Origin of the sequence: Streptomyces sp. NPDC012510 (assembly GCF_042955065.1) — a bacterium.
In the GTDB taxonomy this organism is placed as follows: Bacteria; Actinomycetota; Actinomycetes; order Streptomycetales; family Streptomycetaceae; genus Streptomyces.
Map to the genome: position 1 here is coordinate 1 of NZ_JBIBEN010000027.1, position 23,212 is coordinate 23,212.

A 23,212-nucleotide genomic window follows, 5' to 3' on the forward strand; every position below is an offset into this window, starting at 1 on the left:
TGCGTTTCCGACTCTATCAGATCGTTTTCCGATCCGATTTCCTCGGTGCTTTCCAGGTTCCCGCTTCCGCGTTTCCCTTTCCGGCGGTTCCGACTTTATCAGAGGTTCTGAGTCGGATTTCCACCCGGTCCGGGTGGCTCCTGGCGCATCAGTTGCACCGGGTTCCCCCCTGGGCGGAGCCGTAAACGTACTGGAGCGGGGCGCCCCGATGCAAATCGAGGGGCCCCGCTCCGGAACGGGCGCTGACGGTCGGTCAGACCTCAACCACCACAGGGAGGATCATCGGCCTGCGCCGGTAGGTGTCGGAGACCCACTTGCCCAGGGTGCGGCGGATGAGTTGCTGCAGCTGGTGGGGCTCGACGACCCCGTCCTGTGCCGAGCGCTCCAGGACCTCGGTGATCCGTGGGGCGACCGCGCTGAACGAGGAGTCATCGATGCCGGAACCGCGGGCCTGGATGTGCGGGCCACCAGTGATCTTGCCGGTGGAGGCGTCCACGACGACGAAGACGGAGATGATGCCTTCGTCGCCCAGGATCTTCCGGTCCTTGAGGGCCGGCTCGCCGACGTCACCGACCGAGAGGCCGTCGACGTACACATAGCCGGCCTGGACCTTGCCTGCGATCTTGGCCTTGCCCTCGATGAGGTCGACGACGACGCCGTCCTCGGCGATGACGATGCGGTCGTGCGGTACGCCAGTCATGGCGCCGAGTTCGGCGTTGGCGCGCAGGTGGCGCCATTCACCATGCACCGGCATCAGGTTCTTCGGGCGGCAGATGTTGTAGAAGTACAACAGCTCGCCGGCCGAGGCGTGTCCGGAGACATGGACCTTGGCGTTGCCCTTGTGGACGACGTTGGCGCCCCAACGCGTCAGGCCGTTGATGACGCGGTAGACCGCGTTCTCGTTGCCGGGGATCAGGGACGAGGCCAGGATCACCGTGTCGCCCTGGACGATGCGGATCTGGTGGTCCCGGTTGGCCATACGGGACAGGGCCGCCATCGGTTCGCCCTGTGATCCGGTGCAGACGAGGACGATCTCGTGCTGCGGCAGATCGTCGAGTGTCTTGACGTCCACGACCAGGCCCGGTGGGACCTTCAGATAGCCCAGGTCCCTGGCGATGCCCATGTTCCGGACCATCGAGCGGCCGACGAAGGCGACCCGGCGGCCGTACTCGTGGGCTGCGTCGAGGATCTGCTGGATGCGGTGAATGTGGCTGGCGAAACTGGCCACGATGATCCGCTTGCTGGCACCCGCGAAGACCTGGCGCAGGACATTGGAGATGTCGCGCTCCGGCGGAACGAACCCGGGGACCTCGGCGTTCGTGGAGTCGGAGAGCAGGAGGTCGATTCCCTCCTCGCTCAGCCGTGCGAACGCGTGCAGATCCGTCAGGCGGTTGTCCAGCGGGAGTTGGTCCATCTTGAAGTCGCCCGTGTGGACCACCATGCCCGCGGGCGTGCGGATGGCCACGGCGAGGGCGTCGGGGATGGAGTGGTTTACCGCGACGAACTCACAGTCGAAGGGGCCGATGCGCTCGCGGTTCCCCTCGGCCACCTCAAGGGTGTACGGGCGGATGCGGTGCTCCTGGAGCTTGGCCTCGATGAGGGCGAGGGTCAGCTTGGAGCCGATCAGCGGGATGTCGGGCTTCTCCCGCAACAGGTACGGGACCGCGCCGATGTGATCCTCGTGGCCGTGCGTGAGGACGATGCCCTCGATGTCGTCGAGGCGGTCCCTGACGGACGAGAAGTCCGGCAGGATCAGGTCGATTCCGGGCTGCTCCTCCTCGGGGAAAAGCACGCCGCAGTCGACGATCAGCAGGCGGCCGCCGTACTCGAAGACGGTCATGTTCCGGCCGATCTCACCGAGGCCGCCAAGTGGGGTGACCCGAAGGCCGCCTTCGGCCAGCGGCGGCGGCGGGCCGAGTTCAGGATGCGGATGACTCAAAAGACTCTCCTCACCATGCGCGCCACGTACCTGTGGCACGTGGCGCGCATGACGTTCGTGCAAAAGCAGTTGTGGATGTGGACGCAGGCACTTTCGTCCTGCCTATTCAGTTGTGAAGTCTGGTTGCCGCGTCGTGCGAAGTCCGGTGTCAGAGCTGTACCCCGCCGGCACCAAGATCGATCTTGAGCTGGGCCGTCTCCTCGGGCGAGAGCTCCACCATGGGGGCGCGCAGCGGCCCGGCGGGCAGACCCTGGAGGGCGAGCGCCGCCTTGGTGGTCATCACGCCCTGGGTGCGGAACATGCCGGTGAAGACCGGGAGCAGCTTCTGGTGGATCTCGGTGGCCTTCTGGACTTCACCGGAGACGTACGCCTCTACGAGAGCGCGCAGCTCCGGGGTGACGACGTGGCCGACGACCGAGACGAAGCCGACCGCGCCCACGGAGAGCAGCGGCAGGTTCAGCATGTCGTCGCCGGAGTACCAGGCGAGGCCGGAGCGGGCGATGGCCCAGCTCGCGCGGCCGAGGTCGCCCTTGGCGTCCTTGTTGGCCACGATGCGTGGGTGCTCGGCGAGCCGGACGATCGTCTCCGTGTCGATCGGGACACCGCTGCGGCCGGGGATGTCGTAGAGCATCACCGGCAGGTCGGTGGCGTCGGCGATGGCCCTGAAGTGGCGGTACAGGCCCTCCTGCGGGGGCTTGTTGTAGTACGGCGTGACGACGAGGAGGCCGTGGGCGCCGACCTTCTCGGCGGCGCGGGCCAGCTCCATGCTGTGGTGGGTGTCGTTGGTGCCGACGCCGGCGATGACGTGGGCGCGGTCGCCGACGGCCTCGAGGACGGCTCGTACCAGGTCCGATTTCTCCGCGTCACCGGTGGTGGGGGACTCGCCGGTGGTGCCATTGATGACCAGGCCGTCGTTGCCTGCGTCCACCAGATGGGTGGCGAGCCGCTGCGCGCCGTCGAGGTCGAGTGCGCCGTCCGCCGTGAAGGGCGTGACCATGGCGGTGAGGACCCGCCCGAAGGGGGTCTGCGGAGTCGAGGTCGGAGCCATGGGTAACACGCTACTCGCTGCTCAAGGCACGGTCTGCCCTCGGGGGGCGGGAAAAGTCAGGACAAATGCGGAGCCCGGCACTGCCTGCTCGGGGGTTCAAGCAGTGCCGGGTCCGTTTGATCAGGCTAGATGAACTTCTCGAAATGCCGCAATACGGACACTTCGCTCGGCTGACCCGTACATCTGTACCTGGCCGAAAGTCGGCGGTGCGCTACGGCGCCACCCGGCCGTTCGCATTGAACGCGGCATGGGTGAGCGGCATGACCTTCGCCCACTCCGCCTCCATCCGCTCGCCGACCATCTCGATCTCCCGCTGCGGGAAGGACGGCACCTTGGCGAGCTCGTGCTGGGTGCGCAGACCCAGGAAGTGCATCAGCGAGCGGGCGTTGCAGGTGGCGTACATCGAGGAGAAGAGACCGACCGGGAGGACCGCGCGGGCGACCTCGCGGGCGACACCGGCGGCGAGCATCTCCTGGTACGCCTCATACGCGTGTACGTAGGTGTCCTGCATGACACGGCCGACCAGCTCCTGCTGGGCCTGGGTGCCCTCGACGAAGACGTATTTGCCGGGCCGGCCCTCCTGCACGAGCTTGCGGGACTCGTCGGGGACGTAGAAGACGGGCTGGAGCTCCCTGTACCTCCCGGACTCCTCGTTGTACGACCAGCCGACACGGTGGCGCATGAACTCGCGGAAGACGAAGATCGGGGCGCTGATGAAGAAGGTCATCGAGTTGTGCTCGAAGGGGCTGCCGTGCCGGTCCCGCATGAGGTAGTTGATGAGGCCCTTGGAGCGCTCCGGGTCCTTCTTCAGCTCGTCCAGGGACTGCTCGCCGGCGGTGGAGACACGGGCGGCCCACAGCACGTCCGAGTCGGCCGCGCTGTGCTTCACCAGCTCGACGGTGACATCGCTGCGCAAGCTGGGTTTGAGGTCGTCGGAGGGGGTGTCGGTCACGGCTCGGAAAATCCTTCCCATTGCTGCTCTCGGGCGGCGCCCACTTTACGGCCCGACACGGACAGGGGGCAGGATGGCCCGAGTTGCACCCTCTTGTGCCCCCGTCGGCCCTTCGAAGGTGGTGACCGGGCATCCGGCTAGGTAGCCTCACCGAGCGAAACTCGTGCGTGCATTGAGTGAGGATCAGCCGTGCCCCTGCCCTTCCTGACCGCCGACCGCGCCTTCGACCAGGCGGCGGACGAAGCGTTGCCGTTCGACGACCGCGACCGCTGGCGCCGCCCCTACCGGCCCGGCCCGTGGCGGGTCGGCGCGGCCGCGCTCCTGCTGCTGCTCGCCTCGTACGTGCTGGTCGCGGCGGTCATCATCGCGGCTGCCGAGACACCGCAGGCGGGCGCGGTCTTCTTCGGCGTGGCGCTGTCCGTCATCGCCTGCGCCCTGCGGCTGCTGCGGGTCGGTATCTGGGTGAGTGCGCGGGGCGTGCGTCAGGTGGGCTTCTTCAGGACCCGTACCGCCTCCTGGGAGCCGACCGTCTCGGTGCGTACCGTGCAGCAGCCGGTGCGGTGGCTCGGGCTGCCGCGGTCCGTACAGGGGCAGGCGCTGCTCCTCGTCCGCAGGGACCGGGTGCAGGAGTATGTGACGCCGCTGATGACCACGCACAACGCGGACTTCCTGGCGCGTACGGAGGCCTTCGACCGGGCGGCCGACACGATCGAGGCGTGGGCGGCCGAGTACGGGCATGCCGCGTAGTCGCCCGTACGACTGAGGGGCCGGTCCGCATGGACGGATCGGCCCCTCACTCATGCGCGGGGTACGTGTATCAGGCGGTCTGCGCCGGTTTGCCGTCGTGGAGGGCGATCGCGCGCTGCATCGCCTTGCGGGCGCGTGGGGTGTCGCGGGCGTCGTGGTAGGCGATGGCGAGGCGGAACCAGGAGCGCCAGTCGTCGGGGGTGTCCTCGGTCTCCGCCTTGCGCCGAGCGAAGACCTCGTCGGCCGAGTCGCGGTCGACCCGGCCGCTCGGGGTGCGCTTCAGCTCGTCGACGGGGAGGCCACCCTCGGCGTCGAGCTCGGCGGCGAGCTGGTTGGCCTTGCGGACGAACTGGGTGTTCTTCCACAGGAACCAGACGCCGATCGCCGGCAGGACGAGCACAGCGACGCCGAAGGCGATCGTGACCGGCGTCCCGGCCTCTATGAGCAGGACCCCGCGGCTGCCGACCAGGACGAAGTAGACGACCAGGACGGCTGCCGTGACGGCGTAGGTGATCTTCGCGCGCATGGTGTTCCGGCCGTTCAGCCCAGGTCGAGGAAGTGTTCGAGGCCGAAGGTGAGGCCCGGGGTCGTCACCACGCGACGGGCGCCGAGCAGGATGCCCGGCATGAAGCTGCTGTGGTGGAGGGAGTCGTGACGGACCGTCAGGGTCTCCCCCTCGCCACCGAGCAGGACCTCCTGGTGGGCGAGGAGGCCGCGCAGGCGTACGGCGTGGACGGGCACGCCATCGACGTCGGCGCCCCGCGCGCCGTCCAGGGCCGTGGCCGTGGCGTCCGGCGCCGGGGCGGTACCGGCCGCGCGGCGAGCCTCGGCGATGAGCTGGGCGGTGCGGGTGGCGGTGCCGCTAGGGGCGTCGACCTTGTTCGGGTGGTGCAGCTCGACGACCTCGACGGACTCGAAATAGGGCGCGGCGATCTGCGCGAACTTCATGGTCAGGACGGCGCCGATGGAGAAGTTGGGCGCGATGAGCACGCCGGTCTCCGGGGAGCCGTCCAGCCAGCCCTTGAGCTGCGCGAGGCGGTCGTCGGTCCAGCCCGTGGTTCCGACGACCGCGTGGATGCCGTGGCGGACGCAGTAGTCGAGGTTGTCCATGACCGAGGCGGGGATCGTCAGTTCCACAGCGACCTGGGCGCCGGTCTCGGCCAGCGTGTCCAGCTTGTCGCCGCGGCCCAGGGCGGCGACCAGTTCCATGTCCTCGGCGGCCTCGACGGCCCGTACGGCCTCGGAGCCGATGCGGCCCCGGGCACCGAGGACCGCCACGCGCAGCTTGCTCATTGCTTGGTTCCTTAACTTGGTGTGTCAGGCGACGGCTTCGTGCAGACGGGACGCCTGTTTGTCCTTGAGCGGGCCGATCACCGACAGGGAGGGGCGTCGGCCCAGGATCTCGCGGGCCACGGCACGGATTTCGTCCGGGGTCACCATGGCTATCCGGGTCAGCATCTCGTCGACGGACATCTGCTCGCCCCAGCACAGCTCGCTCTTGCCGATGCGGTTCATCAGCGCACCGGTGTCCTCCAGGCCGAGGACCGTGGAGCCGCGGAGCTGGCCGATGGCCCGCTCGATCTCGTCGTCCGGCAAGCCGTGCTCGGCGACCTGGTCCAGTTCGTCGCGGCAGATCTTGAGCACGTCGTGCACCTGGGACGGGCGGCAGCCGGCGTAGACGCCGAAGAGGCCGCAGTCGGCGAAGCCGGAGGTGTACGAGTACACGCTGTAGGCGAGGCCGCGCTTCTCCCGGACCTCCTGGAAGAGGCGGGAGGACATGCCGCCGCCGAGCGCGGTGTTGAGGACGCCGAGGGCCCAGCGGCGCTCGTCGGTGCGGGCGAGGCCGGGCATGCCGAGGACTACGTGCGCCTGCTCGGTCTTGCGGCCGATGAGCTCGACGCGGCCGGCCGTACGGAGGCTGCGGTGGCCCTCACGCGGGGCGATCGGGGTGGCGTCGCCGCGGTCGAGAGCGCCGGCGCTCTCGAAGGCCGCACGGACCAGTCGTACGACCTTGTTGTGGTCGATGTTGCCGGCGCAGGCGACCACGAGGTGGGTCGGGTCGTAGTGCTTCTTGTAGAAGCGGCGGATGCGGTCGGCGGTGAGGGCGTTGACCGTGTCGACCGTGCCGAGAACCGGGCGGCCGAGGGGGGTGTCGCCGAACATGGTGTGCGCGAACAGGTCGTGCACACAGTCGCCCGGGTCGTCCTCGGTCATCGCGATCTCTTCGAGGATCGCGCCGCGTTCGACGTCGACGTCCTCCTCGCGGATCAGCGAGCCGGTGAGCATGTCGCACACGGTGTCGATGGCGAGCGGCAGGTCGGTGTCGAGCACGCGCGCGTAGTAGCACGTGTACTCCTTCGCCGTGAAGGCGTTCATCTCGCCGCCGACCGCGTCGATCGCGGACGATATGTCGAGCGCGCTGCGGCGGGCGGTGCCCTTGAAGAGCAGGTGCTCCAGGTAGTGGGTGGCGCCGTTCAGGGCGGGCGTCTCGTCGCGGGAGCCGACGTGGGCCCAGATGCCGAAGGTGGCGGAGCGCACGGACGGGAGGGTCTCGGTGACGATGCGCAGGCCGCCCGGGAGGGTGGTCTTGCGGACCGTACCGATGCCATTCATGCCCTTGATCAGGGTTTGGGTACGGGCGACGGCCCGCGCCTCCGAAGAGGTGCGGGCCGTCGCCTTGGAGCTACGCGACGTCACTGGTCGGCGTCGTCCTTCTTGTCCTCGGAGCCTTCTTCGCCCTCGATCACGGGGATGAGGGAGAGCTTGCCGCGGGAGTCGATCTCGGCGATCTCGACCTGGACCTTCTGACCCACGCCGACGACGTCCTCGACGTTCTCCACGCGCTTGCCGCCGGCGAGCTTGCGGATCTGCGAGATGTGCAGCAGACCGTCCTTGCCCGGGAGCAGCGACACGAACGCGCCGAAGGTCGTGGTCTTGACGACCGTGCCCAGGTAGCGCTCGCCGACCTCCGGCATGGTCGGGTTGGCGATGCCGTTGATCGTGGCGCGGGCGGCCTCGGCGGCCGGGCCGTCGGCGGCACCGATGTAGATGGTGCCGTCGTCCTCGATCGTGATCTCGGCGCCGGTGTCCTCCTGGATCTGGTTGATCATCTTGCCCTTGGGGCCGATGACCTCGCCGATCTTGTCCACGGGGATCTTGACGGTGATGATCCGCGGGGCGTTCGGGGACATCTCGTCCGGGGTGTCGATCGCTTCCATCATCACGTCGAGGATGTGGAGGCGGGCGTCACGGGCCTGCTTGAGGGCGGCGGCCAGGACGGAGGCCGGGATGCCGTCCAGCTTGGTGTCGAGCTGGAGGGCCGTCACGAACTCCTTGGTGCCGGCGACCTTGAAGTCCATGTCGCCGAAGGCGTCCTCCGCACCGAGGATGTCGGTGAGGGTGACGTAGTGGGTCTCGCCGTCGATCTCCTGGGAGATCAGACCCATGGCGATACCGGCGACGGGGGCCTTCAGCGGCACACCGGCGTTCAGCAGCGACATGGTGGAGGCGCAGACCGAGCCCATGGACGTCGAGCCGTTGGAGCTGAGCGCCTCGGAGACCTGGCGGATCGCGTAGGGGAACTCCTCACGCGTCGGCAGGACCGGCACGAGGGCGCGCTCGGCGAGGGCGCCGTGACCGATCTCGCGGCGCTTCGGGGAGCCGACGCGGCCGGTCTCGCCGGTGGAGTACGGCGGGAAGTTGTAGTTGTGCATGTAGCGCTTGCGCGTCACCGGCGACAGCGTGTCCAGCTGCTGCTCCATGCGGAGCATGTTGAGGGTGGTGACGCCCAGGATCTGGGTCTCGCCACGCTCGAACACGGCCGAGCCGTGCACGCGCGGGATGGCCTCGACCTCGGCGGCGAGCGTACGGATGTCCGTCACGCCGCGGCCGTCGATGCGCTTCTTCTCCTTGATCACACGCTCACGGACCAGGGTCTTGGTCAGCGAGCGGTACGCGGCGGAGATCTCCTTCTCGCGGCCTTCGAACTGCGGGAGCAGCTTCTCGGCGGCGAGCGCCTTGACCCGGTCCAGCTCGGTCTCGCGCTCCTGCTTGCCGGCGATGGTGAGCGCCTGGGCGAGCTCGTCCTTGACGGCGGCCGTGAGGGCCTCCAGGACGTCGTCCTGGTAGTCGAGGAAGATCGGGAACTCACCGGTCGGCTTGGCGGCCTTGGAGGCCAGGTCGGCCTGGGCCTTGCAGAGGACCTTGATGAAGGGCTTCGCGGCGTCCAGACCGGCGGCGACGACCTCCTCGGTCGGCGCCTCGGCGCCGCCCTTGACCAGCTGGATGGTCTTCTCGGTGGCCTCGGCCTCGACCATCATGATCGCGACGTCGCCGTCCTCCAGGACGCGGCCGGCGACGACCATGTCGAAGACGGCGTCCTCCAGCTCGGAGTGCGTCGGGAAGGCCACCCACTGGCCGTTGATCAGCGCGACGCGGACGCCGCCGATCGGGCCGGAGAAGGGCAGACCGGCGAGCTGCGTGGACGCGGACGCGGCGTTGATCGCGACGACGTCGTACAGGTGGTCGGGGTTGAGCGCCATGATCGTGGCGACGACCTGGATCTCGTTGCGCAGGCCCTTCTTGAAGGACGGGCGCAGCGGGCGGTCGATCAGTCGGCAGGTGAGGATGGCGTCCTCGGAGGGACGGCCCTCACGGCGGAAGAAGCTGCCGGGGATCTTGCCGGCGGCGTACATCCGCTCCTCGACGTCCACCGTGAGGGGGAAGAAGTCGAGCTGGTCCTTGGGGTTCTTGGAGGCGGTGGTGGCCGACAGCACCATGGTGTCGTCGTCCAGGTACGCCACGGCGGAGCCGGCGGCCTGCTTGGCCAGACGGCCCGTCTCGAAACGGATGGTGCGGGTGCCGAAAGAGCCGTTGTCGATGACGGCCTCGGCGTAGTGGGTCTCGTTCTCCACTAGCGAATTCTCCTCGTCTTCGTCCCTGGTCCCGCCCGTGTGGCAGGGGGACGGTGGTGGAGAAGCGCGCCGTCTGGTGCGGGCCGGTCTTCGATCGAAGCCCTCGGGGTCGCAATCCCCCGGGGGCCACTACCGAGGACCGGCGGCGGCGAGGTGCGCTTCTCCTCGTTCGGTGTGTGCGGCTGCCCGTGTTCCGGGCGCCTCACACGGTGTCGTACGTATCGCGTCGTGCTACCACACTACAAAGGGGTGGTGACACTCCGCACGTTTCCGCACGTACATCCCGCGTGCGGTGGGGCCGCGCGCCCCCTTCGAGAGGGGGAGGCGGTGGTGCGTACGGCACGCCGTGGCCGTGTGCACGGCGAACCGTGGTGGTGCGTACAGCAAAGGGAGCGGTCCCCAGTTCCCGGGAACCGCTCCCCTGCACGGCGTCCTACTTGGCGCCCGCCGCACCGCGGCGGATGCCGAGGCGGTCGACCAGCGTACGGAAGCGCTGGATGTCCTTCTTGGCGAGGTACTGCAGCAGACGGCGACGCTGACCGACCAGGATGAGCAGACCACGACGGGAGTGGTGGTCGTGCTTGTGGGTCTTGAGGTGCTCGGTCAGGTCGGAGATGCGGCGGGAGAGCATCGCGACCTGGACCTCGGGGGAGCCGGTGTCGCCCTCCTTGGTACCGAACTCGCTGATGATCTGCTTCTTCGTAGCGGCGTCGAGCGACACGCGATACTCCTCATGAGTCTCATTGATGCCACCGAGTGCCCCTGGTCTTCATCTCAGGGGAGCTTCTGTGACTCGGGGGACGGGATCCGTCGGCGCTGCCTCCGGGGTTCTCGGGAGAGCCCGGGGGTGCGTACACAGACGGCCGTCAGACAGCGTACCAGGCTGGGGGGCGTGCTCGGCCGGGTGGTCGGGGACGCCCTCAGCCGGTCAGCGACCGGACCTTGGTGAGGACGCCCAGGACCGCCAGGCACAGCGGGATCAGGGTGAGCAGCACGAACGCCTCGGCAAGGTCGAGGAGGCGGCCCCAGAAGGGGGACAGGCCCTTCTGGGGAACGATCAGACCGATCGCGGTGATCAGGGCGGCTCCGGCGGCGACGACGGCCGTGAGCCAGATGGTGCGGAGGTCCAGGGCTCCCCGGTCGCCGTGGAGCACGAACTCGGTGAGGGCCTCGGTCGGCGGGTTGAGCGCGAGGCCGAAGAGGAGAAGGGCGATCGCCGCGATACCGGCGACGAGGGCGCAGGCCACCTGCGAGGTGTAGCGGAACAGGCGGGCGCGGATAAGCATGGCGAGGCCTGCGGCCAGACCAAGGAGCCGGCCCCACAGGTCGTCCGAGAAGCCGAGCACGGCGGTGGAGGCGACCACCACCACGGACGTGCCGCCGACGAGGCCCAGCAGCATCTCGTGCCCGCGCCGGGCCTGGGCGGCGATGCGCTCGGCGTCGAGGGGCTCGGTGTCCGGGCCCTGGGAGGAGTCCAGGTCGAAGTCCTCGTAGGCGGCGGAGCGCGGCGAGGCGTAACCGATCGGCAGCCGGGCGAAGCGGGCCGACAGGCCCGGGAGGAAGGCGACCAGGCCCAGGGCGACCGGGGCGCACACCGCGGCGATGTCGGTCGCGGAGGCGTTGGCGAGGATCGCCACGAAGGTGGCGACCGCGCCGACCGCCGCCGCGAAGGTCGTGGCCACGAAGGCCGCGTCCCCGCTGGGGGCGAGCGCGACGAGGGCGACGGAGGCGATCAGCACCACCACGCAGCCCAGCATGAACTGCAGCATGCCCGGCCCTTGGCCGTCCGCCGGGCCGACGATCCCGAAGCCCGCGAGGAGGAGCAGGGGCAGGGCGGCGAGTCCGATGGCCGCCGCGGCCACGCGGTCGCCGTACACACGGGCGCGCACGGCCGCGTAGGCGGTCAGGAGGACACCCAGACCACCCGCGACGATGCCGGGCAGACCGCTCATGTCGTGGCGGACGGGGTCGGCGTACCAGAGCACGAAGGCGGCGAGCAGCAGGAGCAGGGCTCCGCCGACCAGTCCGGCGACGCGCAGCAGGTCGTCGCTCCACAGATGACGGTCACGAACGACCGCGGAGGCGACCGCGTCGGAGACGTCGTCATGGACGGTCGGTGGCAGCGACTCGGCGAAGGGGCGAAGGCTCAGCACCTCGCCGTCGAGCACCCGTTCGTCGGCGAGTGAACGGGCGCCGTCGAGGGCGGTGCCGTCGCGGCGCACCAGGTGGTAGCCGGTGGGGGTGCCGACCGGCTGGGCCTGGCCCGTCAGGCGCAATATCTCGGGATAGACGTCGGCGATGGTGATGTCCACTGGGAGGGCGACGTCGATTCGGCTGTCGGGTGCCACGACGGTGACTCGGCAGAACCCGGTCGCCGCGGTCGTACTCACCTTTACTGACCCCCTGCTTCGCGGATGCGTACGCTGCGGGCGTCACCCTACCGGCAGGGACCGTCAGCGGTGACAAGTAGGATCCCCGGCTAGCGGATGGCGGCCGTCACCACGGGGGTGACGGTACGAAACTGCTCGTCCGTATAGGGGGATTGATGCACCGGTGAGCCAGATCGTCATCAAGCGCCCACCACGTTCCCTGCCGCCCGAAGTGCCCTCCGACGAGCTGCGCCTGGAGTCTCCTCCGGAGCTTCCGCGAGGACAGCAGGAGGGCATGCTGATGCAGATCCTGCCGACCCTCGGCATGGGCTCGTCGGTGGTGTTCTACTTCGCGTCCCCGAACGCCCATCCGTTCATGCGGATCATGGGTGTGGTGATGCTCGTGTCAACGGCCGCGATGGTGGTCGCCCAGATCGTGCGGCACCGTCGTGGTACGCAGGGGCAAATGGCCGATGTGCGTCGCGACTACCTCAAATACCTCGCGCAGACCCGGCGTACGGTCCGCAGGACCGCCTTGAAGCAGCGTGACGCGCAACTGTATCTGCACCCCTCTCCCGAGCAGTTGTGGTCGGTGGTCGCCGAAGGCAGCCGGGTGTGGGAGCGACGCGTCGGGGACGCTGACTTCGGGCAGGCGCGGATCGGTCTGGGTCCTCAGCAGCTTGCCTCTCCCCTGGTCGCTCCCGAGACCGCTCCCGTGGACGAGCTCGAGCCCCTGTGCGCCGGCGCCATGCAGCGCTTCCTCGCCGTGCACGGTCAGTTGGACGGGCTGCCGGTCGCGGTGTCGATGCGCGCCTTCTACCACGTGACGGTGTCCGGCACCCCGGAGAGCGCACAGGCCGCGGCGCGTGCCCTGGTCGCCCAGCTCACCACCCTCCATTCCCCCGACGATCTGCTGCTGGCCGTGGTCGCCGCCCCGAACGCGGTCGGCCGCTGGGACTGGACCAAGTGGCTGCCGCACAGTCAGCTCACCGGGCAGTTCGACGGCGCCGGCACCCGAAGGCTGTTCGGTGACGACCTGGGTGAGCTGGAGCAGTTGCTGTCGGCCCGCCTCGAAGGCCGCCCTCGTTTCAGCCGGGCCGGCCAACCCGTACTTGAACAGCCGCACATCGTCGTCGTCCTCGACGGCGGAATCGTCCCCCCGACCTCCGCTTTCGCGGCCGCCGAGGGTCTGCAGGGGGTGACGATCATCGAGGTGGTCTCGGGGGAGCTGGACCAGCCCCGGGGTGGCCTGTCCATCGTCGTGCGACCGGACCGGCTGTGGTTGGACTCGGGTGCTGAGGTCGCCTACGAGGGCACGCCCGACGGGTTGTCCCTGCCCGCCGCGGAGGCGCTCGCCAGGCAACTGGCCCCCCTTCGCATGGGCGGCGGCAACGACGACGAACCGCTTCTCGCCAACCTGGACTTCACCGATCTGCTGGGCCTCGGCGACGCGGCCTCCGTGGAGGTCACCCGCACCTGGCGGCCCCGGTCGACGCCGGAACGCCTGCGGGTGCCGATCGGTGTCGGTGAGGACGGCCGGCCCGTGATGCTGGACCTCAAGGAGGCTGCCCAGGACGGTATGGGCCCGCACGGTCTGTGTGTCGGAGCGACCGGGTCCGGCAAGTCGGAGCTGCTGCGCACGCTGGTGCTCGGCCTCGCGGTCACCCACTCCTCCGAGACCCTGAACTTCGTCCTCGCGGACTTCAAGGGTGGCGCCACCTTCGCCGGCATGTCCCAGATGCCGCACGTGGCCGCCGTCATCACCAACCTCTCCGACGATCTGACTCTCGTCGACCGCATGGGCGACGCGATCCGGGGCGAACTCCAGCGCCGCCAGGAGCTGCTGCGTTCGGCGGGCAACTACGCCAACATCCACGACTACGAGAAGGCGCGGGCCGCCGGTGCGCCGCTGGAGCCGCTGGCCTCGCTCGTCCTGGTGATCGACGAGTTCAGCGAACTCCTCACGGCCAAGCCCGACTTCATCGACATGTTCATCCAGATCGGTCGCATCGGCCGCTCCCTGGGTGTCCATCTGCTGCTCGCCTCGCAGCGTCTGGAGGAGGGCCGGCTGCGCGGGCTCGACACCTATCTGTCGTACCGGATCGGCCTGCGTACATTCTCGGCCGCGGAGTCGCGTGCGGCGCTTGGGGTTCCGGACGCCTACCACCTGCCGTCCGTGCCCGGTTCCGGGTATCTGAAGTTCGGTACGGACGAGATGACCCGTTTCAAGGCTGCGTACGTGTCGGGCGCGTACCGCTCCGGCGGCCCCGAGGTCTCCCGGGACCGCATGCCGATCGAGCGGCGACCCGCACTGTTCACGGCGGCGCCGGTACCGGTCACCTACGCGTCTTCCGATCCGGCACAACCCCCGGCCCCTTCGCGCCAGGACGACGACGCGCTGGCCGACACGGTGCTCGACGTCATCGTGCAGCGGCTGGAAGGACAGGGTGTGCCCGCCCATCAGGTGTGGTTGCCGCCGCTGGATCAGGCGCCGACGCTGGATCAACTGCTGCCGCCGCTCGCCTCGACGGCCGAACGCGGTCTGCAGGCCGCCGAGTACACGCGGCCGGGCGGGCTCACGGTCCCCCTCGGCCTGATCGACAAACCGTTCGAGCAGAAGCGTGAGGTGCTCTACCGGGACTTCTCCGGCGCGGCGGGACACATGATGGTGGTCGGCGGCCCCCAGTCCGGCAAGTCCACCCTGCTGCGGACGCTGGTCGGTTCGTTCGCCGTGACCCACACACCGCACGAGGTGCAGTTCTACTGCCTGGACTTCGGCGGTGGCGGCCTGTCGTCGCTGGCGGACCTGCCGCATGTCGGCGGAGTCGCCTCCCGGCTGGACCCAGAACGGGTGCGGCGTACGGTCGCTGAGGTGGCTGGCATCCTCAACCGCCGCGAGCAGTTCTTCCGCGCGAACGGCATCGACTCGATCGGCACGTATCGTCGGCGCCGCGCCGCCGGTGAACTGCCCGGTGAAGCCTGGGGCGACGTCTTCCTGGTCATCGACGGCTGGGGCAACTTCAAGGGCGACTACGACGCCCTGGAGGGTGTCGTCAACGACATAGCGAGCCGGGGCCTCGGCTACGGCATCCATGTCGTCCTCTCCGCCTCGCGCTACATGGAGGTGCGGTCCGCGCTGAAGGACCAGATCCTGGGTCGGCTGGAACTACGTCTCGGTGACGTCATGGACTCCGAGTTCGACCGCAAGGTCGCCGCGAACGTGCCGGCGGGTGTGCCGGGCCGTGGCCAGGTCCCGGAGAAGCTGCACTTCATGACGGCGCTGCCACGCATTGACTCCTCGTCGGACGCGGACGGCCTTTCGGAGGCCACGGCACAGCTCGTGCAGGCGGTCAAGGGCAACTGGCAGGGCCCGGCGGCCCCGACGGTCCGCCTCCTGCCCCGCAGGCTGGCGGCCGACCAACTGCCCAAGGGCTTCGAGTTCCCGCAGCACGGCATCGCGATCGGCATCGACGAGGCCAACCTCGAACCGGTCTTCATCGACTTCGAGACAGACCCGTTCTTCCTGGTCTTCGGGGAGAGCGAGTCCGGCAAGACGAACCTGCTGCGCCTGATCGCGAAGCAGATCGCCGAGCGATACACGCCCTCGGAGGCCCGGATCGTCGTCGGCGACTACCGCAGGACGATGCTGGAGGCGGTCTCCGAGGAGCATTTGCTGGAGTACGCGCCGATGGCATCCGCGATGGACGTCCACATGGACGCGGTACGGCAGTTCATGGAGATGCGGGCGCCCAAGCCCGACATCACACCGCAGCAGCTGCGCGACCGCAGCTGGTGGAGCGGCCCGCGGCTGTTCATCATCGTCGACGACTACGAGCTGGTCGCGACGAACTCCGGGAACCCGCTGTCGGCCCTCGTCGAGCATCTGCCCTTCGCCCGTGACGTGGGCGTCAAGTTCATCATCGCCCGCAACGCGGCGGGGGCATCGCGTTCCATGTACGAGTCCTTCATGCAGCGGGTGAAGGAGCTCGGCGCGCAGGGACTCGTCCTGTCCGGTGACCCGATGGAGGGCGACATCCTCGGCAATGTCCGGGCGCGGCCCATGCCGCCGGGGCGGGGCACATTCGTGTCACGGAAGCGCGGAGCGCCTCTTATCCAGGTGGGCTTGCTTCCGCAACGCCATTAGAGTGGCGAACAGCGTTGAAAAAGGCTTCGGTTGACTTGTGTGGACGGGGAGAACGGGGAGGCGGCTGACGTGAGTTCGGGCGGGGGCGGCAGCGGTGGTGGGGGCACGCCGGACACCGGCAAGTCCTTCGACAGCTTGTACGGCGTGAACCCCCAGATGGCGCTGGACATCCAGCACGATGCCATGAAGGACTTCAAGAAGCGTGTCGACGATCTGCTGATCGAGCTGGGCAAGTCCGAGGCCTCCCCCGACAAGGTCGGCCAGGATCGCCTCTCCCGCGCCCAGCTGGGGTCCGTCGACTTCAAGGAAGCACAGTTCCTCTACGAGTCGTACGCCATCGTTCACGACGAGTTGGAGAACCTCTCGAAGGCGCTCAGCGCGCAGATCGAGGGGGTGGGACTGGCGGTACACGCGTCGCGGGTGGGCTTCGAGAACCTGGACGAGGACATCAGGGCGCGCATGCGGGAGGTCAACGCGGAGGTCGACAAGTACTACGACGTCGACCGTGATCCGTATGCGCAGCGGCAGGCCGAGCAGCAGGGCGAGCAGCAGGGCAAGCCGGTCGCGGAGGTCACGGAGTCGGAGAAGGGCCTGTAATGAGCGAGCAGCCCAATCGGAAGCAACCCACGCCTCAGCACACGGACTTCGAGTCCATGACCCACGCGCAGCTCGCGGCCATGCTCGACTCCGCCAACGCCGAGGGCGCCTACGACCTCGCGGCGAAACTCTCCAAGGCCGCCTCGACGATCACCAAGATCGGCGACGACCTCATGACGTACGTCAAGGGTCTGGAATGGCAGGGCGAGGCCGGCGACACGTTCCGTGAGTGGGGCGGGCAGACGGCGAGCGCCACGCTGCACCTCGGCGAGTACGCCGAGGTGGCGTCCCGGTGGATGGGCATCGTCTCCCAGGCGATCGCGGAGGCGAAGGCGGTCATGCCGGACACCTCCGAGACCACGGCCGCGCAGGCGGACCTCCGCACCGCGGAGAAGTCCCTGGCGGCCACGAAAGAGCCCGGCGCCCGCAACGACCCCGACTCCCGAAAGCTGGCCCAGACCGCCCAGACCGACGCGACGGCGGCCCAGGGGCGGATCGACGCGGCTCGGTATGAGGCCGTGCAGCAGATGCGGAAGCTGGCGCAGGCTTATCAGCAGTCGGCTGCGCAGGTTAATTCTGTGGAGCCGCCTACGTTTGTGCCGCCGGCAGAGCGACTGGACGACCGGTGGAGGCAAGCTGAGTACGTATCCCCCGTCGGCTCTCAAGGAGCGTCCGGCAGCTCGGCCGTGTTCACACAAACCGGGACCGGAAGAGTCACCAGTCCGCATGCCACCACCCAAGTAGCTCCGCATGGGCAGGCTCAAGAACCGGCCGACCGCTCTGAACCGGTCTCCATGGGAATCGACGGCTTGTCCACGCTTCCCGATTCATCAACGCCCAGTTTCCCTACCCCGCCTTCCAACGGCCCTGCCCAGCGCGCTGAGGCCCCGCCTGCAACACAGCCCGGTCCTATTCCTCACTCCTTCAACGGCGGCGGAAAGCAATTGGGCCAGTCCAATCCCGGGCGTGTTCCTTCGACCACGAGGCCTCCGCTTCTGCCTGGGCAGGGGCCTGCCAACGGCGGTGGGGCCCGCATGCCACGCGAGACCGGAATCGTGGGTGGCCGTCCCGTGCCACCCACTTCCGGTCGTACGGGCGGCCTTCCGCGCGGAACGGTCATCGGCGGCGACGGCACACAGGGCCGTACGCCGATGGGACGCGGTGTGACTCCTGGGATGCCGGTTGGCAACCCCAATGTCCACCAGAATGGCGTAGCCGGAGGACGGCGTCTTGCCTCTGAAGGCGGCGGAGTCATGGGCGGTCGTCCAGCTCAGCCCGGTCGCTCCGGGACCCGCCCGTTCACGCCCGGTGGAGCCGGTCTGGTACGTCCCTCCGGTGCCCCCGATCCGACACACGGTTCGACGGTCGGCCGCGCAGGAACATCTTCTCACCACGCCCCTGCCTCAGACACCCGTCGAGATCGGCCACAGGGGGAACGACCCGACTATCTCGTCGAAGACGAGGAGACTTGGAATCGCGGCAATCGCCGCACCCTTCCACCTGTCGTCGACTGAAGCCAAACAACTTCCAGGAAGGCACATGCTCTCCAGTGGTAAGCGAACACTGCAGCCCTTCTCGGCAATGTCGGCTGCCCTCAGCCTACTGCTGGTAGGCATCACTGAATCGCCCGCTCACGCTGAGTCGATCCGCGAGCGACAGTGGCACCTCGACGCCATGCATGCCGAAGAGATGTGGAAGGTCACCACCGGCCGTGGTGTCACCGTCGCCGTCATCGACACCGGCGTCGACGATTCCCTGGCAGACCTGAAAGGTCAGGTTCTGGACGGCAAGGACTATTCAGACCTAAAAGGGGATGAACATACCGATATTGATGGCCATGGTACGAACATTGCCGCACTTATCGCCGCCACGGGCGGGCGGGGAAGCTTGAATGGGTCATATGGCCTTGCGCCAGGGGCCAAAATCCTACCCATCCGTATGGCGCTCAACAACGGTGACAGTTTCGAAAATGCTAAATCCGGATCCACGTATGCCGCACAAATTTCTACAGCAATCCGATACGCAGCAGACTCCAAAGCCCAAGTCATCAACATATCCGGCGGAAGCTTCCAAGGCGACGCAAATACATCGGAACTTTCCTCAGCCGTCAAATATGCCCTCAAAAAGGGGAAGTTGATTTTTGCTGCTGCCGGCAACGAGGGCGATGGGGCCAATCTCCCCGGTTATCCGGCAGCCATACCCGGAGTGGTTGCTGTGGCATCGATCAATGAGAAGATCGAACGAAGCTCTTTCTCCCAGTGGGGACCCCAGATCGATGTTGCCGCTCCTGGAGAAGACCTGCTTAGTGCCTGCGCAGGCGGTACCCAGATCTGTATGTCCGATGGAACCAGTGGCGCCGCAGCGATCGCGTCCGCTTCCGCCGCACTCATCTGGTCGAAGCATCCGACCTGGACGAACAACCAAGTTCTGCGGGTCCTGATCAACACGATGAAGGGCAACGAGAAGAAGTGGACCTGGAACAACGCCATCGGTTACGGCATTGTCCGTCCACGCATCGCGCTGCAGAACCCTGGTGACCCCGGGCCCGCCGACGAGTGGCCGCTGCCGGACCTCGCCGCCGCCGAAAAGTCAGCATCTCCGTCGCCTTCTCCCGAGGCTTCGAAGGCCGGCGGTGATGCTTCCGGCGACAAGCAGGACAAGAACAGCGAGTCCGCCCCCACCACTTCCGAATCGGATCAGGACAACATGCTTCTCTGGATCGCCATGGGTGTCGGCGCCGCGGCTGTCCTCGGCGCGGCGATCGCCTTCTTCGTTGCCCGTGGTCGTCGTGGGCCCGGCGCAGTCCCGCCCGCTCAGCCACTGCCACCCACGTACAACCAACCTCTCCAGCCCCCGTACCCCGCCTTCGGCCCACCGCAGGGGAACATCGCCGGCCCGCCCTCCGAGAGCGGGGGCAGGCCAGGCCAGCCTTCCTGACCACGGCAGCACGAAAGCCATGCCTACCTTGGTGACCTCGTTCGCCAGCAGCCAGTCCGCAGCTGTCGCACGCCCGTGTCGCCGCCACGAACACCAGGGATCGGGCGCTCTGGATTTCGCGCTTGTGGCGGACCCAGGGCGATTGCAAGGACAGGAAGGGCGCCTTGATCACGGTCGTTTCGCATACGTCAGCGGCTACGCGGGATCCAGCACGGGCTTCGCGGGGAGCCCGCCGTTCTTCTCGCAGCGCAGTTCCTTGGCCATGGCCAGCGAGACGGAGTGGGCCACGGTCGCGTAGGCGTCCTTCAACGCCTTGATGTCACCCTCGGGTTCATGAAATGGATCCCTGTGCTCCACGCCGATGACGATGTGGGCCACTGTCGTCGGGGTGGAGAGCCTGTCGCTCTGGCAGGCGAAATAGATGTACGCCTGGTCCTCTGCTGCCAGGGCTTCCTCCCCCATCTTCAGCACGGTGAACTTCGGGGCCGCCGGCTCGTCCGTCGGGCCGCTGTCCGCCAACCTCCAAGTGATTCTGAGGTCAAAATCCGGCGTGTCGCGGGGCGTGAAGACACGGCAGGCGTCCTCGGTCCTGGTGGGGGCGAACGCCTCCACAAGGTCCGTCGCGGCCTGCGCGATGGAGTATCTCTCTGCCGACGCCTCGAATCGCGACGCTCCTGTGATCACCTTCAGCGCCTTGGACGCGTCGGCGGATATGGCATCGCCACCGCAGAGTTGTGTCCCCGCAACGACCTTGTAGTCGTCCGGACCGTCCTCGTCCCGATCCCCTCCACAACCCGTGGCCCCGAGAAACAACGAGCCGGCCACGGCCACGGAGAGAAGTCCCCCGCGTACCGACCTACGACTGATCACTGTCCGAATCCTTACGTGTCCTCGGCCGTCCACCGGCCTCAGCCGGTCTCCGGGGCATTGCCCTGCTGGTTCTCCCGGTCGTTGCCGACCCCGTAGCCGATCACCATCGATTCGATAGGTCCTGCGCGAACACATCCTTGTCGGGGTCGATACCGTGATGCAGCAGGAAATCCTCCATCGGGGCCTCGGCCATGCTCTCACCGGCGGAGTAGATCGCCTTCTTCTCGTCGTCAGTGAGGTCTTCCATCTTCTCCTTGTGCTCATCCACAGATTTATCGGACATGTCACCAACCATCTGACCGATGAACTGTGAGGCGGCGCCAGCGGCGGTATCCGTCGCCAGCGGGATGAGCACCGCGGCCGTGCCCACGGCCGCGATCGCGGGCAGGAAGGCGACACCCGCCGCGATGCCCGCCGCGGCCCCGAACTGGACCCAGCCCGCCCGCTTGGCGACCGCCTTCTCGTAGTCCTCGTGGGTCTTGAGGTTCGTCGCCTCCACCTGGTCGGCCCGGGACTGGTCGAGCATGCCCTGCACCTCGGCACCCACGCGCACGGTCGCCCTGGCCCCGGCAGCGACCTCGTCGTCAATCTTTCCGTCCGGGCCCACTGCCGCTTCCAGCACGCTGCGGGTGTAGACCTGCTCCGCGGCCGAGACCGTCGCGTAGGCATCCGGGTGCTGACCGAGGGTGCTGAGGAAGCCCCGGACAATACTCCGCCCGTTCCCGTCCCCAGTGTCCGAGAAGTCGAGGTGCCCCTCCGGGTTCTTGCCCGGGGCGAACACGCTGCCCGGGTCGTTCTTGTCCAGCGCCCAGTTGATGTCGTCGATGTAGCCGCCGCCCATGACGCCCAGGCTGTCGGCCAACGCCTCGTGGTGCTCCTTCAGCAGGCCCGGGTCCGCGCCGTACTTCTCCATGACCTTCTGCATGACCGCGGCGTTGTCCGCGTCCCGCACCACGTCGGCGTCCGGGTGCCCGGCCGGGTAGCCGAGGGTCGCTGCCTCCAGGGCGCGGCCGAAGGCGTCGGGCATCTGGTCAAGCGATTCCTTGTGTTCCTTCTCGTCGGACGAGTTGACGTCGGGGAAGGACTCCCACTTCTCGTTGCCGAAGAAATCGAAGTAGTTGTCGAACGGCTGGCCGTCCTTGTCCTTCCCGAGCTCGGCCGTGGCGCCGTGGTTGACCGTGCCGTCCTCGTTGTACGCGGTCGGGGGGTCAGTGAAGAACCTCTTCGCCGCGTCCGGACTGTTGCCGAGCGCTTGCAGCATGGCGGTGGCCGGGTCGTAGCCGGGCCCGTTCACGCCGGAGGGGTTGTACGGGTTCTTGAACACACTGTTCACCGCCTTGGTGTCGGCGAACATGTCCGGGTCCTTCGCGTGCAGTTGCGCCACGTGTTCGGCGATCGGGTTGAGGAACTTCGCGTCGTAGTTCCCGTACCGCATGATCCCGCCGAGCAGCTGGTAGCCGAACGTCCCGCCGTAGTCGTGCTTGGACAGCGGAATGCGTCACACCATCCCGAACGGCCGAATCGTCACACCGGTCACGGCCGACCAGGGCCATTCAACAAGATCGTGTCACGACCTCTAAGTCCATCCGGGCAGGCCACCTCACGGTACTCGCGCGGCCACCAACCTGATCACCTGTTGCTCATACCATCACCCACCCACGGGGTGACCGGCAGTTGATCCTCCGAAGGTGACAGAAGCGGCAGCAGAAACGACCACTCGTATCTTGTCAGCCCCCTCACATGATCCGTCGGGTAGCGCCCAGCCTGTTGGGATCATAGGCGCAGCCGCCGTCACCCTTTTCGCTTGGATGTCATGGGCATTCTGGTTCCTCCCCGAGGACGCGGCGCGAGTTCCGTGGCGTTCACGGGTAGGTCGTTGCGGACCGGGCTGGTCTCCTCCGGCTCGAAAGCAGGGCGCGGGCTGAATAACCGGTTTCTCGACGGCCTCGACAAGGCTTTTCCAGATAAGCCACCGGTCCACAACGTGGACCGCGTCCGGGGCGCCGAGCCGTCCGGCCTCGGCGTACGCGGTCGACCGGTTGCTGCGGTCGGCCCGCAAGCCTTCCAGGACCCGAAGGCCTGCCCGAGCACTTCTCGTGCCGCAGGCAGCATGAAGCGTGATCTATCGCCCACCGCTCCTCGCTTCCCAAGGAGCCGACCGTGGCCCAGGGCACCATCTTCCGCGCCAGCGCCAGCGCCAGCACCAGCGCCAGCACCAGCACCAGCACCAGCACCAGCACCAGCACCAGCACCAGCACCGTCGACTGTGACCTTGTCTCCCGGGGTTCCCCTTGAGTTTCCGGAATATGTCGAGTGGCGTTCGTCAGCGCAACGGGGGAGGCAGCGTATCCCGCCGACTCCCCCGCCTCTCAGCCCATCAGCATGCGGATGCGCTTCGCGCCGTCCAGGTCTGTGCCCTGGTAGCCGACGACCGACCTGTCCAGCAGGGTGGCGATGAAGTTGAGCTTTTCCGTCATCGCCTGCATCTCGGTGGTGTTCTTGCGCTGGATGTCTCCGTACGCCGTCTTCGCCTCGCCCTCCCAGGTCTCGGCGACGCGCTTCACCTCTTGCATGAGGGCTTCGAGTTCCTGCGTGAGGTCCGTCGCGGTTTTACGGACGTCGCTCGCCGCCTGGGTGACCGTGGCGTAGCTGATCGCTGTGCGGTCGTAACCGGTGCTCATCGTGGGTCTCCTCCG

At 67.8% G+C, this 23,212-nt stretch carries 16 protein-coding genes and 1 pseudogene; 5 read left to right on the forward strand and 12 right to left on the reverse strand.

Going from position 1 to position 23,212, the window contains the following annotated elements:
- Window positions 1–253 precede the first annotated feature (253 nt).
- From ACFY9I_RS35800 to thyX, 3 genes are all read right to left on the reverse strand, one after another.
- The gene (locus ACFY9I_RS35800) at window positions 254–1,939 is read right to left on the reverse strand and encodes an RNase J family beta-CASP ribonuclease (RefSeq protein ID WP_391009584.1); all 1,686 of its coding nucleotides are present in this window, start codon (window positions 1,937–1,939) and stop codon (window positions 254–256) included.
- A gap of 148 nt (window positions 1,940–2,087) precedes the next feature.
- Window positions 2,088–2,987: a 4-hydroxy-tetrahydrodipicolinate synthase gene (gene dapA / locus ACFY9I_RS35805; RefSeq protein WP_391009587.1), complete on the reverse strand. Its 900-nt coding sequence runs from the start codon at window positions 2,985–2,987 to the stop codon at window positions 2,088–2,090.
- A 211-nt stretch (window positions 2,988–3,198) separates the two neighbouring features.
- Window positions 3,199–3,939: an FAD-dependent thymidylate synthase gene (gene thyX, locus ACFY9I_RS35810; RefSeq protein ID WP_391009590.1), complete on the reverse strand. Its 741-nt coding sequence runs from the start codon at window positions 3,937–3,939 to the stop codon at window positions 3,199–3,201.
- A 189-nt stretch (window positions 3,940–4,128) separates the two neighbouring features.
- On the opposite strand from thyX, the gene ACFY9I_RS35815 reads away from it, so the two are divergent.
- The gene (locus ACFY9I_RS35815; protein WP_391009592.1) at window positions 4,129–4,686 is read left to right on the forward strand and encodes a hypothetical protein; all 558 of its coding nucleotides are present in this window, start codon (window positions 4,129–4,131) and stop codon (window positions 4,684–4,686) included.
- 70 nt (window positions 4,687–4,756) lie between these two features.
- Here ACFY9I_RS35815 and ACFY9I_RS35820 read toward each other — a convergent pair whose 3' ends face one another.
- From ACFY9I_RS35820 to eccD, 6 genes are all read right to left on the reverse strand, one after another.
- On the reverse strand, window positions 4,757–5,212 hold the full coding sequence (locus ACFY9I_RS35820) for a hypothetical protein (RefSeq protein WP_391009595.1): 456 nt from the start codon (window positions 5,210–5,212) through the stop codon (window positions 4,757–4,759).
- A gap of 14 nt (window positions 5,213–5,226) precedes the next feature.
- Window positions 5,227–5,979: a 4-hydroxy-tetrahydrodipicolinate reductase gene (dapB, locus tag ACFY9I_RS35825; protein ID WP_391009596.1), complete on the reverse strand. Its 753-nt coding sequence runs from the start codon at window positions 5,977–5,979 to the stop codon at window positions 5,227–5,229.
- 24 nt (window positions 5,980–6,003) lie between these two features.
- Window positions 6,004–7,383 carry an insulinase family protein gene (locus tag ACFY9I_RS35830; RefSeq protein WP_391009599.1) on the reverse strand — a complete coding sequence of 460 codons (1,380 nt, stop codon included), beginning with the start codon at window positions 7,381–7,383 and terminating at the stop codon, window positions 6,004–6,006.
- Window positions 7,380–9,599, reverse strand: a complete 2,220-nt coding sequence (locus ACFY9I_RS35835; protein WP_391009602.1) for a polyribonucleotide nucleotidyltransferase — start codon at window positions 9,597–9,599, stop codon at window positions 7,380–7,382. The genes ACFY9I_RS35830 and ACFY9I_RS35835 overlap by 4 nt, the downstream gene beginning before the upstream one ends.
- 433 nt (window positions 9,600–10,032) lie before the next feature.
- Window positions 10,033–10,320: a 30S ribosomal protein S15 gene (rpsO, locus tag ACFY9I_RS35840; RefSeq protein WP_033529274.1), complete on the reverse strand. Its 288-nt coding sequence runs from the start codon at window positions 10,318–10,320 to the stop codon at window positions 10,033–10,035.
- Between the two features lie 199 nt (window positions 10,321–10,519).
- Window positions 10,520–11,989, reverse strand: coding sequence for a type VII secretion integral membrane protein EccD (gene eccD, locus ACFY9I_RS35845; protein ID WP_391009610.1), 1,470 nt, complete (start codon window positions 11,987–11,989; stop codon window positions 10,520–10,522).
- A 163-nt stretch (window positions 11,990–12,152) separates the two neighbouring features.
- On the opposite strand from eccD, the gene eccCa reads away from it, so the two are divergent.
- The 4 genes from eccCa (at window position 12,153) to mycP (ending at window position 19,646) form a co-directional block, all read left to right on the forward strand.
- Window positions 12,153–16,112 carry a type VII secretion protein EccCa gene (gene eccCa, locus ACFY9I_RS35850; RefSeq protein ID WP_391009613.1) on the forward strand — a complete coding sequence of 1,320 codons (3,960 nt, stop codon included), beginning with the start codon at window positions 12,153–12,155 and terminating at the stop codon, window positions 16,110–16,112.
- Between the two features lie 69 nt (window positions 16,113–16,181).
- Entirely contained in the window at window positions 16,182–16,709 is a 528-nt protein-coding gene (locus ACFY9I_RS35855; RefSeq protein ID WP_391009616.1) for a hypothetical protein, read from the forward strand.
- Window positions 16,709–18,223 (forward strand): hypothetical protein, encoded by a 1,515-nt coding sequence (locus tag ACFY9I_RS35860; RefSeq protein ID WP_391009619.1) that lies wholly within the window; start codon window positions 16,709–16,711, stop codon window positions 18,221–18,223. The genes ACFY9I_RS35855 and ACFY9I_RS35860 overlap by 1 nt, the downstream gene beginning before the upstream one ends.
- A gap of 25 nt (window positions 18,224–18,248) precedes the next feature.
- Window positions 18,249–19,646 (forward strand): type VII secretion-associated serine protease mycosin, encoded by a 1,398-nt coding sequence (mycP, locus tag ACFY9I_RS35865; RefSeq protein ID WP_391009622.1) that lies wholly within the window; start codon window positions 18,249–18,251, stop codon window positions 19,644–19,646.
- Between the two features lie 195 nt (window positions 19,647–19,841).
- On the opposite strand, the gene ACFY9I_RS35870 is transcribed toward mycP, so the two are convergent.
- The 3 genes and pseudogenes from ACFY9I_RS35870 to ACFY9I_RS35880 all read right to left on the reverse strand — a co-directional run bounded on the left by ACFY9I_RS35870 (window position 19,842) and on the right by ACFY9I_RS35880 (window position 23,197).
- Window positions 19,842–20,477 carry a hypothetical protein gene (locus ACFY9I_RS35870; RefSeq protein WP_391009625.1) on the reverse strand — a complete coding sequence of 212 codons (636 nt, stop codon included), beginning with the start codon at window positions 20,475–20,477 and terminating at the stop codon, window positions 19,842–19,844.
- Window positions 20,478–20,554: 77 nt separating this feature from the next.
- Window positions 20,555–22,014: pseudogene (locus tag ACFY9I_RS35875) on the reverse strand (hypothetical protein); the annotation flags it as partial.
- Between the two features lie 871 nt (window positions 22,015–22,885).
- Window positions 22,886–23,197: a WXG100 family type VII secretion target gene (locus ACFY9I_RS35880; RefSeq protein ID WP_391009627.1), complete on the reverse strand. Its 312-nt coding sequence runs from the start codon at window positions 23,195–23,197 to the stop codon at window positions 22,886–22,888.
- Window positions 23,198–23,212 lie beyond the last annotated feature (15 nt).